This is a genomic window from Clostridium sp. KNHs205, assembly GCF_000702945.1.
Taxonomy (GTDB): Bacteria; Bacillota; Clostridia; order Lachnospirales; family Lachnospiraceae; genus Anaerocolumna.
In genome coordinates, this window is record NZ_JNLE01000006.1 from 1 (window position 1) to 11654 (window position 11654).

The window sequence follows — 11654 nt, forward strand, 5'->3', positions numbered from 1 at the left end:
CTTGTCCAATAACACATCAGTGACAGTTACGGGATATTTTGCTTCACGCTGAAGGATATTTATATGGGCATGGTTGTGTATATCCATTTCAAGCTGTGGCATTGGACGCTCTTTGCTTACTGAGAATAACGTCCCTTCTTCCGGAAGTGTACCAGCCAGCTCCATAATAACGGCTTTGACTTTATTCGGAATAAAGTTTACATCAAGCCAAACACCCCATTTACCCCCAAAAATCACATATCCTTCATCAATATAACCAATCCGGACACCACCGCCCTTATAGGCAGTGGTCATAAGCTTTCTTAAATGTGATGAATTAATAAACATATGTACCTCCTTAATAAAAATCTTCATCGTCAGATTCAGCTATTGGAGTTTTGCTTATAGCTGAACATAACTTGTTAATAGTCTGTTTGTCAGGTGTGAATCCATATCTCTGATACCGCAACATTCTCTCAAATGTTGATTTCGGGTAAGGGATTTGATCATCAATAATTAATAATTTTAGAAATAGATGTTCAAAGAAGTTATCATCATAAACAGCAGTATATTCTTCTTTGTCCTCCCCTTCTCCAAATGGAAAATCACTGGAGTGGATTATCTCTTTGAAGTATGCAAATTTGGTTATGGTAAAATCAAACTGATTCAGGATCTCTTCTGGTGAACCAAAAATTTTATGACATAACTCAATTGAGAACCCTTGCTTTATAGCTTTATAAGCTTTTACATTATCATTTTGATAAAATAATTCGTAATCTGGGTTATGATTAAAACAACCAACCGCGTCGTCATAGTCTTTTTGATTCCTAAAATAAATATCTATATCCTTTACCGGTTTTCCATTCAGTAGGTCTTTAAAACACCTCCAGCAGCAAAACCTTTGTGCCCATTTAATAATTGATCAAGCATATGTAAGGCTTTAAGTTTTTTAGTGCAGTGCCTATGCAGCATATGTACCTCCTAACGTATACGCAGGCTTTCGCCTCGTGGTTCAAGATGTGCCCAGGCAACCTTCTGTTTTTCAAGCAGCTCTCTGATTTTCTCGTTGTTTGGTAATGGATCCTGTGGAATAAGATACTCAGCCGGAATGGTATTAACATCTAAGGCATCAATCTTAAGCGGCTGCTTACCACCGTTTTTCTGGATGCCAAAACTAAATAAAGTAGTCTTGAACTTGGTTTTGCCAATCTGCTTCATATTAGCTTCAAGAGTGTCTTTAAGAGACTGCGCTCTGTTCTCAAAGGTATTCAGCCTAGAACGTAAACGGTCTATTTCAGTCTGTATTGTATCCGCATCATACTTAAGAGTTTTATAAAGCTTGGCATATCCGTCTGCTTTATCCTCAAATTCCCCCTCTATAGACTCAAGGGTATCTAATATAGTCTGCTCGTCCATTTCCTCATCGTAGAGCATATTTAGAACGGCATCATAATTCTCTGTTATCTGGTATAAACTGCTCATTATCTTCCTCCTGTTCTTTTTTAGATAACTGCACTTCACGGATTAAGAACTGGTCATAATTATCAGGAACATACTCCATCAGACCAGCGCCTCCTGTTTAATGGCAGCACTAACTTTCTCCGCACACTTACGGCAGAGCTTATGTCCATCCACCTCAATCAGATCTTCTGTCTCCTCACACCATTCACAACCAAACTTCCGGATGCAGATTATGTTTCCATCTATGGAAATGTCCATAGCTTGTCCAATACTCCAGTCATTGGTACGGCGGATTTCTTTAGGAATCGTAAATCTACCTAACTCGTCAGTACGTCTACCTCTTCCCTTACTTAGCTTTAATACTCCATTTTCAAAGGTCATATCAAGGTAATCTCTGTTTTCAATACCTGCAGCTCTTCTAATCTCTATCGGGATAACGATTCTTCCCACTTCATCAATTTTTCTTACATATTGCATACTTGCATTCCTCCTAGTTCTGCCTTATAATAAGGCTATGGTTTATTTGTTATCTGGACCTTTCGGTATTCGCAGTACCAAGGGTCCTTTTTTCTTGCAGCTCCTTAATTCTCTCTGAAAGCCTTATCTGCCTTGTAAGCAATCGACCGTAATCCGGATATTCGATTTCTTGTTCCTTGAGACACAATATGTAACCTTGAGCAATTCCGTGGTTATGATAAGCTTCTTTAAGTTCTAATTCCGTAGACTCTTCATTAAGGTTTTTAATTTCTTCCTGAAGACTTTCTATCTTTTTGATGATTTCTTGAATGGCTGTTTTTCTTGACCATACGACTATTTCGTTCATGGTTTCCTCCTTTCTTGTTACAATATGGGCACACATAACCTGTTTTCGGTATCTCCTGCCAAATACTTATATTCCAATAGCCTCCGCAGGTACAACAACGGGACCTCATGAGTCTGCCTCTACAACTTCCAGCTGATCTCTAAACATATCATATGTACCATCGGTATTAAGATTTATGTCGCCTACCGGAGCAGTAACATTATCAAATTTAACACTAAAACCATCCCAATTAGAGCCATTGTTAAATTCTGAATTCCGCATAATTACTCCAACGATACCTTTTTTTAACCAGGTTCTCTCTTCATATCCCGGCCTGATAACCTTAACCTTTTCTCCTATTTTCATAGTTGCTCTTCCTCCTTTCCCAAGATTTTATATGTAACGGCTATATATAGCCATATACAACTAATTTTCCTTGATGAATCCTATGACTTGTCCGTCATTTATAACAGTTGCTTTGCCTTTCTTTTCATAATTATCCAGGCAATCTTCTATAGTAACCGTTTCACTGTTCAAGTTTTTTCCTCCTTTATTCTTGTTTTAGTTCCATTTTTCTCCTATAATATAAGTACCGGCTGGCACCGGAATATACTATGAAAGGAGAATGCTCCTTATGAAGTTTAATCCTGATTGTGTTCGTGACATATTGCTTACTGCGGAAGAAAACACAGGCTACCATAAAGAAATGGTGTACGAATCACCTGGTGATTTTTCTTTACTGTCTAAGTATAATCATGATGAAATTATGTATCACTTATCACAATGTAAAGACAGTGGCTTGATTGACGGAATTGAAAATATATGGGGTGAATTTAAGATTAATGATCTTACTCCCCTGGGCCATGATGTCATTGCCAAAATAAGAGAAGATAAAACTTGGAAGAAAATATTAAAAGGCACAATTTCTTCAATCCCTACTCTTATAACAATTGCAGCTGAGGTATATTCCGCTCTACCACATAATTAGTAATCATCCTGGCCATTCCTTTTATAGGACTGGTCAGATTTCTTTTCTCCCTTGCTGTCATATTCTACAAAATGAACTGTAGTATCTACATCAGCTTGAATTGACCAACTTCCTGGTATGCAAGTAATACGGAATCCTGTACAATCTTTACCGAATTCTTTTCCATTAATCTTGAAAATCTTCTTCTCAACATCAACTTCAATTGTTTTTAGCTCCTGCGGAATAATTAATTGCTCTTGTCTTTTCATTCTCTCACCTCCTTTAATCCTTCTTTTCATTGGATCCACCGCCGACTAACAGAAGGTATTAGTAAGGGCAATTAACGGCCATGCAGACCCTGTTGTAATAACTGTCACTGTAACGGCAATGAAACTCCCAGCCATGCAGCCCCTGGACCTTATATGTATTGTCTTGTTTAAACATGCGTTTCTCCTTTCACTTTGAAGCTTGTCCCTCGTATACCGCCTAAGCGGTTTTATCATCAGATAACTCGTTCTTTTACTCGCTGTAATACTGTCGGCAGCTATAGCACCACACCTTTTTAGAATTGTTTTTCCTTCCTCTGGTGATACAATAAGAGTCATCCTTAATAATAAAATGGGTATTCCCGTCATAATAATCCTTCACCACTGCCATTAATCTTATCACCTCCCATCGGCTATATCTTATGTGTACGCTGGTTGTACTTCTTGACGGGTATGTACCCTGTTTTTCTTGTTATTTAATCCATTGTAAATACTCTGGCTCACTGAAAATCCATCACCATATTTTATCTGTTAAGGCTCCATGAGATTTACTGTGTCCTCCAGAATTGGTTGCCTGTCCACTAACATTTCAGGAGTCATGCTATCCTTCTTGATCATCTTAGGGTAACCATTACATATTGGAAACTGCTTTATTGGCTATGGTATTTGCCTTGATGAAATCTACCTGTACCGGTTTCCTTAATGCCTGATTGAGTTTTTCCCATTGCTTCTTTCCTGATGTTCTTTGTCTAGCATCGGAATACCTGGAATCCTTCAATACCAGAGGACTGACGGAGACTTTTTTAGCATTTCATAAACCCACCGTTTAAACTCTTTAGCCTCTTTCTTCGGCTTTCAAATACGGCTTCATAAAATGCCATATTCATTTACAATAAGCATTATCTGCGGACCACCAGTAGTGAGAAGGGTGTCCTTTGAAACGACATCCTTTGGGAGTCTTTCATTTATCCTTTTGGCTGCTAAATCGAGCGGCTGCCGCTACATCAGCAAGAACTGCCCACCATTCCCCATCCTTTTCTACAAAGCGGATTTATGGTTTTGACCAGAGTTCCGTTTTTATTTTCAATTTGCTCCTCCCTGAATAGTCCTACATTTAGTTTCGAACGCTTTTATATCGTCATCACTCACGCGATATTCCTGCCTATTTTTAATGCAGGAAGTTTCTTTTTACGAATCCAATCCCAGACCGTTATTACCTGGACAGAATATCGTTCAGCAACTTCATCACAGGAATACAATTTCCCATAAAATTACTCTCCTTTCTTAAAAAATACTTGCTTATACTCGGTTTAGTGATATACTATGTTTGCCAAACGAGTTATATCATCAAACCGAACTATAGTTGCGATTAATCTATTTGTTACGCTCATTATCACGAGCTATGCTTGAAGTATAGCACAGCATACCGAGCTAGTCAATAGTTTATTTCGTGTTGCGAGATTTTTTTTTAGAGAGGAACCTTTATGTACGAATATTCGAAAAGCTATGCGCTAAGCGCGGTATTACACCTTATAAATTCTGTAAGGATTCGGGCGTGAACTCATCCACTATAAGTACTTGGAAGAAAAATGAATCACTAGCAAGACCGATTTAGCTAAAAAAGTATGCGACTATTTTGGCATAACATTGGACTACTTAATGGGAAGTAGTTTCGTTGAAGAGATGGGACACGTAATTCAAGAAGAACGAATTAATCAGGGGATTTCACAGGGAGAGCTGGCCAACTCGTCGGAATTCCTGATACAGACTTATATAATTACGAAGTCTTAGACGAACCTATCAGAGAAGATATATTTGATGACATAGCATCTGCACTAGGTACTGATTATTTTACCCTGTTAGCAAAATACGATTTGTATGATGACTATATCCCCCCTCAATTTGATGGGGATATTGCAAAGTTTGAGGCTTTTAAAAAAGCGCGCGATAAAGATGCTATGAATGAAGATCTATCTAAAGTTGTTGCTAAGAATGATACCGAGCGTAGGCTGATAATGCTCTGTAGAAAAGCTGGAGATGTATCTGATGATGATAAAGACGATATCGTAAATTTATTCGAATCCACTATAGACTTATATCTTAAGGCTAAAGGAATAAAAAAGGAGTAAGTATTGAGAAAACCTGACTTCGCAAGATGCACAAAAGAAGCTACTAAGCTATTACATAAGCAGGATATATCAAATCGTATATTAAATATACGTAATTTAAATTATGATAAGAATATTTTATTTGATTCTATTCAGAACTATAGTGACTTGACAAATACTCCTCTATCACGTTTTGTATCCTCTGAAAACCAAGCACTGCGAGATGGATGTACTATATATGATAATAAAGCTAATTATTATATAGTTCTGTATAATGATGATATTAGACATTCAAAACATCGAAACTGGACACTCGCTCATGAAATTGGGCACATATATTTGGGGCATACATACGACGGAGATATCGAAGAAATCGAAGCTCATTTTTTTGCATCTCAGCTCTTCATGCCTGATTACACCCTATATATGACTGCGAGTCAGCATAGAAGAATTACCGCTGAGGATATAGTAGAAATATTTGGTGTTTCTATTAGTGCTGCTGAGAAACGTATTAAAACAATGAATAGAATGTATGGAGTTTCCGTATATGAGAAATCTCACGAAATATGGTTGGCCCAAAAAGAACGTATTGATATCTATTATGAATGTAAAAGAAAAGGGTTAGAATATAGAAATGTTCTAGAGTTACTATTATGTCAGAAAAAATACATAAATCAACCGTTTTGTATAGACTCATTAAGATAATCAAGGGGGAGAAATTAATATGCAAAATTATGTGATGTATCTAAGGAAATCCAGAGCAGACGTTGAAGCTGAATCACATGGAGAGGGCGAAACTCTTCTTCGACACGAAAAGATGTTACTTGAATTGTCAAAAAAAATGAAGTTGAATATAACAAAGATATACCGTGAAATTGTATCCGGAGATTCTATTGCCTCTCGTCCAGATATGCAAAAGTTACTGTCTGAGGTTGAATCTGGAATCTGGGCCGGCGTACTTGTAGTAGAGGTGGAGCGATTGGCTCGTGGAGATACCATTGACCAGGGTATTGTTGCACAGGCATTTAAAGTTTCTAACACAAAGATTATTACCCCTCTTAAGACCTATGATCCAAATAATGAATTCGATGAAGAATACTTTGAGTTTGGTTTATTCATGTCGCGCCGAGAATATAAGACCATTAACCGCAGACTTCAAGGAGGACGCGTAGCCGCCGCAAAAGAAGGCAAATTTGTAGGATCAAGACCAGCTTATGGGTATAAAATAGCAAAGATACTAGGGGATAAAGGAAATACTCTGGAAGTCATTCCTGAACAAGCCAATATCGTAAAGCTGATATTTTCACTATACACAGAAGGAATAATAGATGAATTCGATGAGAAAAGACGTTTAGGTATAGAACAGATAGCTCGAACACTAAACGAGATGCATATACCTCCTTCAAGAAAAGACTATTGGGTAAAATCCACAATACGAGACATATTAATTAACCCAGTATACGCAGGTAAAATAAGGTGGAATTGGCGTGCAAACCAAAAACAAATAATTAACGGAGAGCCGGTAGTTAGCCGCCCCCGGAATGAAGAATATGTACTTGTGAATGGATTACATGAAGCAATTGTAAGTGAAGAAGTGTTCGCTAGAGCGCAAGAATTTATTGCTATGGCCCCTCCTGCACCCGTTGGATATAAAAATCAGATAAAAAACCCATTCGCAGGAATTATTGTCTGCGGGATATGCGGTCGTAAAACAGTTCTTCGAAAAGGTTCAACGGTTGGAAATCATAGAAAAAAAGATTATATCGTTTGTCATGCAAGAGGTTGCAAAAATGTAGGATCAGCATTTAATTACATTGAAGATAAGATACTTGGCACCATAAAATCTTGGTACGATCGATATACAGTAGAATTGGATCAGCAAAAAATAGAACCTGATATAAATCGAACTGTTATAGAAAAATCCTTGAAATCAATAAATGAAGAAATAGCTACGTTGAACAAGCAGCAGATAAACATTTTTGATCTCTTGGAGCAAGGAGTGTATTCCACTGAACAGTTTCTGGAAAGATCGCAAAACTTATCAGAACGAATAAATAGTGCTAATGAATCAAAGATATCAATAGAATCTAAACTTTCCCGATATATTGAAATGGAGACTGCATCAAATCAATTAATGCCAAAAATAAGACATCTTCTTGATGTTTATGAATCTTTGCCAAGTGCAGCGCAAAAGAATGAATTGCTTAAGGAGATTGTAGAAAAAATTGAATATACCAAGGACAAAGCTGGATCACCTGAAGACTTCCAAATCGTGATGTATCCAAAGCTTCCTGTAAAGATTAATTAAATTATGTCTATGGCTGTTATCTTGTATGTGCGGATGAATACGTACATATATGTTAACATCCATTACAAGTAATATATACATTATAATAGGAAGTTACTTTATTATACACAGTTATTTCGTCTTTTCATTTACAAGAGAACGTTTGTTCTGTATAATTAGATTTATTAAACCGTGAGGTACTAACCTATGAATATCCCTATAGATGTAATTGCAATATTTGACCATCAAGGTAATATAACTCCTTCCTATGTGCGCTTGGAGGATGAAAAGCATAAGCTAATTAATCATAAAGTAACAGATGTTAAGCTGCAGCAAGACCGCAACTATGCCGGTATTGCAACGATAGACTACCTCTGCAAATTAGACGATGGCCGAAGCATAGAGCTTATGTTTTTCACGCGTGAACATAAGTGGGTTATAAAGCCTTGATATTTTACAGAATATGTATTACAATATACTTGTTCTAGTCGTAGGAGCAAGCGACAATTTATATTTAATCCCCCAGAACCATCCCCTCTGGGGGATTATTTAATTTGACATCATAGGAAATATACTCCATAATAATTACATAATATTACACATAGGAGGAGTATATGAAAAAGTATTTATCTTTGTTATTAACCCTGGCACTTATATTTTCTCTGGCCGGACCTGTACAGACCGTAAGTGCCGCAACTATAAAACTTAATAAGACAAAAGTTTCTTTATTTGCAGGGGATTCAGTAGATTTAAAGTTAGTTGGAACAACTAAAAAAGTGAAATGGTCAAGCAGTGATTCCAATATTGTCAAGGTGTCCTCCTCAGGAAAGGTTACTGCTATGTTTGGTGGTAAAGCTAATGTAATCGCTAAAGTGGGAAATAAATCATATACCTGTAAAGTAACTGTTAAGTATGATGTTGATTATATGAAGGTAGAAAGTTACAACTGGGTTGTTGGAATTTGGAACGATAGCTTTTGTGATATATACCATTATATTGAAGATGGGACAAGTGCTACCGGCAGAAAATTAGATGTTGAAAAATCGATTAAAAACGCTGAATCATATATGAAGAAAGTATATTTATATGATAATTTTGTGAAAAGTTTAAGTAACAGTGAATATTCTGACTTTAAATCTACATGGAAGGCCCTTAGAACTGAAGCAGACTATCTTTATAATAGAATCAAGGAGGAAACTCCAAGGGCAACTGATGAAACCTATGAATTCAAGTATGAATCTTTTAACGATGAAATGTATGAATTGATGGGTTTACTGTATTAAACCTAATATATTTGGACATAACCGTCCATTTACTGTTTACGCATCTATGTTATAATTATTTACAGAGGGGATTACCCCGGGTGTTCTATGCCCGGGGTTTTTCTTATTTTATCCCAATAACTTCTTTAACGCTGTAGCTCCTAGCTTACCATTCTGGATCCAGAGATTCTGTACACGGAACTTATTAACAGCTGCCGTTGTTTTATCTCCCCATATTCCGTCCGTTACCAATCCTGCTCCTATCTTCTTGTTAAGGGCTATTTGCACTGCCATAGTGACATAATAGGTTGTATGGCCTTTATAAAAAAGACTTTCAAAGTCCCCTTTTACCTGGAAGTGAGGAGAATCCGGGTTATCCTTCCAGTTCGCTCCGGGTTCAAAACCATACTTAAGCATTGTACTTATAATGGCTTTAGTCTCTTTATCCTGGCTGTCCCAGATAGCTGTCATCTTGCCTGATACCTTACGCTGTGGAACGACGTCCACGGCTTTACGCTGTATATGTATACTGTTTAAAGTCCACGTCACCTTGGAAGCTTTAGGAGCGCTGTGAGCCGTTGCGAAAGTCTTTGTTATCCCTGCTGCTGTACACTCTGATATCGTGCGTCCCTGGCAGTACAAATAACGCTGACGCTCTAATGGGCGGTATGTCTCCACCACAAGAGGGTTAATGCCCTGTCTCTTAATATCTTCCAGGGCAAGGTTTAGCATAACTTGTACTAATGGATTAAGTTCTTTTATATCTCTGCATTGGTCTGTATTACTCATTCTTGGAGTCCTCCTTATCTCTGAGCTGTAATAATGTTTCTTTAAGTTTGGGTGGTATGGGTATTAGCACAGCAGCGTTTTCAAGAAGGCTAAGGGCTTCATTCACAATGAAGAACATTATAACAATCTCTCTTAAGGCAATGGCTTCACCCAGCAACTTCTGGATTGTCCAAGCTGTTGTTATTACTATAAAAATCATAATCTTTTTCAGAATACCTCTGAATCCTATTTCAGAGGATAGCTTTTTCTCATAGATTCCTTTAATTACGCCGGTTGCATAATCCAGTATAACGAGCACAATAATAGTTTTAAGTAAAAGGTCAAACCCTCCTAACCAACTGCATATAATTCCGCCCACCATTCCAAGGGCTAAACTGATTGAATTAAATAATTTATCCATTTTATACCATCCTCTCAATAATAAAAAGAGGAGCCTTTTTGCCCTCTATACTAAACTGTCCAGTATACTCCAGACTACTTCCTGTAAGTTATAAAGCTTTGGAACATCTTCGCGCTGGTATGTCCCTGCCAATACTAAGCTAACCATATCTTAACGATTGAACTATTTGGTGTAAACACCATAAGTAACACCGCCTTTCTAAGCTTTAGCTTCCAGAACACTGTTAACAATATCCCTAAGGTTACCAATGTTAGGAACCTGCTCTTTTTCGTACTGCCCATTCTTAACCACCCTTACCCATGTTTGTACTAATGCATTATCTTCCGTAAAATTCATTATGCTATTTCCTCCTCTTTTATCATAGACGCTATAAGGATTGTAATCTCAGCTACGGCCGTATCGCTCATTGCTTGCTGTATAGTCATAGCACTCTGTAAGGCTCTCATTTCTCCAATACTGGCATCTGTACTTAATTCGATTAAGTATGTATCCTGTGGCTCTCCGTCTATCTCTGTACCGTATTCTGCTGCCATTCTTTTAAGGCTTATACAGTCCGAATAAACTGCTGCCGGTTGCCCATCATTTCCGATATGGGTAATCTTTTTTTCTAGTCCCTCACGGATTATTAGAAGCATGGGGTCAAACTCCATACTTTTAACAACTTTAAAAGACCTTGTTTTCCTTTGGGCATCTTCTGATATCCCCATCGGTACAAGGTCAAATTCTGTGTTTCCGATTATTAATTTTTCCATAGTTTATCCTTTCCTTATGCCCAAGGGAACCACCCAGTTGAGTTGATGTTTCTGCGGCTATATTTTGCACCGGCAGTTGTAATAAATTCTTGGAACACCCAGTGACCATAATCAGCAGTTTTTACTGTTAATATTCCGTATGCGTCAACTGGTGTATTTGTGGCACCTACATAGACTGAGTATATGCCTGCTGTAACAACAGTGTTTAAATCAGTAACTAATGATGAACCACTAATTTTTCCATTAATAACATCAATCTCCTGCCCAAGTGTATATCCGACATTAGCGCCTAAAGGTTTGTTCGAATCATTAACGGTGTCTGTGTTGGCTAAATCTGTATTTCTTAAGAGTCTGTTCCAGCTTGGACTTCCACTTGTATACATTCTTTCATATTGTTGTTTCCTGTGGAGTCTATTGCTATCTGTGCATTTTGCAGATGCGCTACCTTTACACAGGCATATTCCCCAGTAAGCACTAGGAGCACCTACGTCTCCTGCTGAATAACTCACTATTTTTACCCCTAAGGCCCCCGTGGTATATATTTTATTTAACCCCTTCGTAGTATCAGCAAGGGTATATTT

19 protein-coding genes are annotated in these 11654 nt (G+C 37.5%); 6 read left to right on the forward strand and 13 right to left on the reverse strand.

Annotated elements, in window-relative coordinates; genetic code table 11:
* The 5 genes from BR73_RS0126535 to BR73_RS0126555 all read right to left on the reverse strand — a co-directional run.
* On the reverse strand, window positions 1-327 hold a 327-nt coding region (locus tag BR73_RS0126535), incomplete at its 3' end, for a hypothetical protein (RefSeq protein WP_033169007.1).
* Between the two features lie 633 nt (window positions 328-960).
* Window positions 961-1461 (reverse strand): siphovirus Gp157 family protein, encoded by a 501-nt coding sequence (locus tag BR73_RS0126540; RefSeq protein ID WP_033167675.1) that lies wholly within the window; start codon window positions 1459-1461, stop codon window positions 961-963.
* A 78-nt stretch (window positions 1462-1539) separates the two neighbouring features.
* Window positions 1540-1917, reverse strand: coding sequence for an AbrB/MazE/SpoVT family DNA-binding domain-containing protein (locus BR73_RS0126545; RefSeq protein WP_051685422.1), 378 nt, complete (start codon window positions 1915-1917; stop codon window positions 1540-1542).
* 49 nt (window positions 1918-1966) lie between these two features.
* Window positions 1967-2263, reverse strand: a complete 297-nt coding sequence (locus tag BR73_RS0126550; protein WP_033169008.1) for a hypothetical protein — start codon at window positions 2261-2263, stop codon at window positions 1967-1969.
* 105 nt (window positions 2264-2368) lie between these two features.
* Window positions 2369-2608, reverse strand: coding sequence for a hypothetical protein (locus BR73_RS0126555; protein ID WP_033169009.1), 240 nt, complete (start codon window positions 2606-2608; stop codon window positions 2369-2371).
* Between the two features lie 268 nt (window positions 2609-2876).
* Here BR73_RS0126555 and BR73_RS0126560 point away from each other — a divergent pair, with 268 nt between their 5' ends.
* Entirely contained in the window at window positions 2877-3230 is a 354-nt protein-coding gene (locus BR73_RS0126560; protein ID WP_033167678.1) for a DUF2513 domain-containing protein, read from the forward strand.
* Here the strand turns inward: BR73_RS0126560 and BR73_RS0126565 are convergent.
* The 3 genes from BR73_RS0126565 to BR73_RS29555 all read right to left on the reverse strand — a co-directional run bounded on the left by BR73_RS0126565 (window position 3227) and on the right by BR73_RS29555 (window position 4734).
* Window positions 3227-3478, reverse strand: coding sequence for a hypothetical protein (locus BR73_RS0126565; protein WP_033167679.1), 252 nt, complete (start codon window positions 3476-3478; stop codon window positions 3227-3229). The two genes, BR73_RS0126560 and BR73_RS0126565, sit on opposite strands and share 4 nt — an antisense overlap.
* Window positions 3479-3728: 250 nt before the next feature.
* Window positions 3729-3866 carry a hypothetical protein gene (locus BR73_RS29010; RefSeq protein ID WP_156034989.1) on the reverse strand — a complete coding sequence of 46 codons (138 nt, stop codon included), beginning with the start codon at window positions 3864-3866 and terminating at the stop codon, window positions 3729-3731.
* Between the two features lie 754 nt (window positions 3867-4620).
* The gene (locus tag BR73_RS29555; protein WP_242860770.1) at window positions 4621-4734 is read right to left on the reverse strand and encodes a helix-turn-helix domain-containing protein; all 114 of its coding nucleotides are present in this window, start codon (window positions 4732-4734) and stop codon (window positions 4621-4623) included.
* A 615-nt stretch (window positions 4735-5349) separates the two neighbouring features.
* Here BR73_RS29555 and BR73_RS0126570 point away from each other — a divergent pair.
* The 5 genes from BR73_RS0126570 (at window position 5350) to BR73_RS28050 (ending at window position 9153) form a co-directional block, all read left to right on the forward strand.
* The gene (locus BR73_RS0126570) at window positions 5350-5604 is read left to right on the forward strand and encodes a hypothetical protein (RefSeq protein ID WP_033169010.1); all 255 of its coding nucleotides are present in this window, start codon (window positions 5350-5352) and stop codon (window positions 5602-5604) included.
* Window positions 5605-5607: 3 nt separating this feature from the next.
* The gene (locus tag BR73_RS28045; RefSeq protein WP_051685424.1) at window positions 5608-6288 is read left to right on the forward strand and encodes an ImmA/IrrE family metallo-endopeptidase; all 681 of its coding nucleotides are present in this window, start codon (window positions 5608-5610) and stop codon (window positions 6286-6288) included.
* A gap of 19 nt (window positions 6289-6307) precedes the next feature.
* Window positions 6308-7891: a recombinase family protein gene (locus tag BR73_RS0126580; RefSeq protein WP_033167681.1), complete on the forward strand. Its 1584-nt coding sequence runs from the start codon at window positions 6308-6310 to the stop codon at window positions 7889-7891.
* A gap of 186 nt (window positions 7892-8077) precedes the next feature.
* On the forward strand, window positions 8078-8320 hold the full coding sequence (locus BR73_RS0126585) for a hypothetical protein (RefSeq protein WP_033166882.1): 243 nt from the start codon (window positions 8078-8080) through the stop codon (window positions 8318-8320).
* A 164-nt stretch (window positions 8321-8484) separates the two neighbouring features.
* Window positions 8485-9153: an Ig-like domain-containing protein gene (locus BR73_RS28050; RefSeq protein ID WP_051685337.1), complete on the forward strand. Its 669-nt coding sequence runs from the start codon at window positions 8485-8487 to the stop codon at window positions 9151-9153.
* A 108-nt stretch (window positions 9154-9261) separates the two neighbouring features.
* Here the strand turns inward: BR73_RS28050 and BR73_RS0126600 are convergent, their stop codons facing one another.
* From BR73_RS0126600 to BR73_RS29235, 5 genes are all read right to left on the reverse strand, one after another.
* Window positions 9262-9921, reverse strand: coding sequence for a M15 family metallopeptidase (locus BR73_RS0126600; protein WP_033166883.1), 660 nt, complete (start codon window positions 9919-9921; stop codon window positions 9262-9264).
* A complete protein-coding gene (locus BR73_RS0126605) occupies window positions 9914-10321 on the reverse strand; it encodes a phage holin family protein (protein ID WP_033166884.1) in 408 nt (135 codons plus the stop codon). The genes BR73_RS0126600 and BR73_RS0126605 overlap by 8 nt, the downstream gene beginning before the upstream one ends.
* A 198-nt stretch (window positions 10322-10519) precedes the next feature.
* A complete protein-coding gene (locus BR73_RS29230; RefSeq protein WP_156034773.1) occupies window positions 10520-10657 on the reverse strand; it encodes a hypothetical protein in 138 nt (45 codons plus the stop codon).
* Entirely contained in the window at window positions 10657-11073 is a 417-nt protein-coding gene (locus tag BR73_RS0126610) for a hypothetical protein (protein WP_033166885.1), read from the reverse strand. The genes BR73_RS29230 and BR73_RS0126610 overlap by 1 nt, the downstream gene beginning before the upstream one ends.
* 14 nt (window positions 11074-11087) lie before the next feature.
* Window positions 11088-11654 (reverse strand): pyocin knob domain-containing protein (locus tag BR73_RS29235; protein WP_033169011.1); only part of this gene is annotated, 567 nt, incomplete at its 5' end.

What these genes read in the sequence shown, in the direction of transcription:
- BR73_RS0126540 (WP_033167675.1), bottom strand. Translation starts at nt 1,461, where the DNA reads ATGAGCAGTTTATACCAGATAACAGAGAATTATGATGCCGTTCTAAAT.
- BR73_RS0126545 (WP_051685422.1), bottom strand. Translation starts at nt 1,917, where the DNA reads ATGCAATATGTAAGAAAAATTGATGAAGTGGGAAGAATCGTTATCCCG.
- BR73_RS0126550 (WP_033169008.1), bottom strand. Translation starts at nt 2,263, where the DNA reads ATGAACGAAATAGTCGTATGGTCAAGAAAAACAGCCATTCAAGAAATC.
- BR73_RS0126555 (WP_033169009.1), bottom strand. Translation starts at nt 2,608, where the DNA reads ATGAAAATAGGAGAAAAGGTTAAGGTTATCAGGCCGGGATATGAAGAG.
- BR73_RS0126560 (WP_033167678.1), top strand. Translation starts at nt 2,877, where the DNA reads ATGAAGTTTAATCCTGATTGTGTTCGTGACATATTGCTTACTGCGGAA.
- BR73_RS0126565 (WP_033167679.1), bottom strand. Translation starts at nt 3,478, where the DNA reads ATGAAAAGACAAGAGCAATTAATTATTCCGCAGGAGCTAAAAACAATT.
- BR73_RS29010 (WP_156034989.1), bottom strand. Translation starts at nt 3,866, where the DNA reads ATGGCAGTGGTGAAGGATTATTATGACGGGAATACCCATTTTATTATT.
- BR73_RS0126580 (WP_033167681.1), top strand. Translation starts at nt 6,308, where the DNA reads ATGCAAAATTATGTGATGTATCTAAGGAAATCCAGAGCAGACGTTGAA.
- BR73_RS0126585 (WP_033166882.1), top strand. Translation starts at nt 8,078, where the DNA reads ATGAATATCCCTATAGATGTAATTGCAATATTTGACCATCAAGGTAAT.
- BR73_RS28050 (WP_051685337.1), top strand. Translation starts at nt 8,485, where the DNA reads ATGAAAAAGTATTTATCTTTGTTATTAACCCTGGCACTTATATTTTCT.
- BR73_RS0126600 (WP_033166883.1), bottom strand. Translation starts at nt 9,921, where the DNA reads ATGAGTAATACAGACCAATGCAGAGATATAAAAGAACTTAATCCATTA.
- BR73_RS0126605 (WP_033166884.1), bottom strand. Translation starts at nt 10,321, where the DNA reads ATGGATAAATTATTTAATTCAATCAGTTTAGCCCTTGGAATGGTGGGC.
- BR73_RS29230 (WP_156034773.1), bottom strand. Translation starts at nt 10,657, where the DNA reads ATGAATTTTACGGAAGATAATGCATTAGTACAAACATGGGTAAGGGTG.
- BR73_RS0126610 (WP_033166885.1), bottom strand. Translation starts at nt 11,073, where the DNA reads ATGGAAAAATTAATAATCGGAAACACAGAATTTGACCTTGTACCGATG.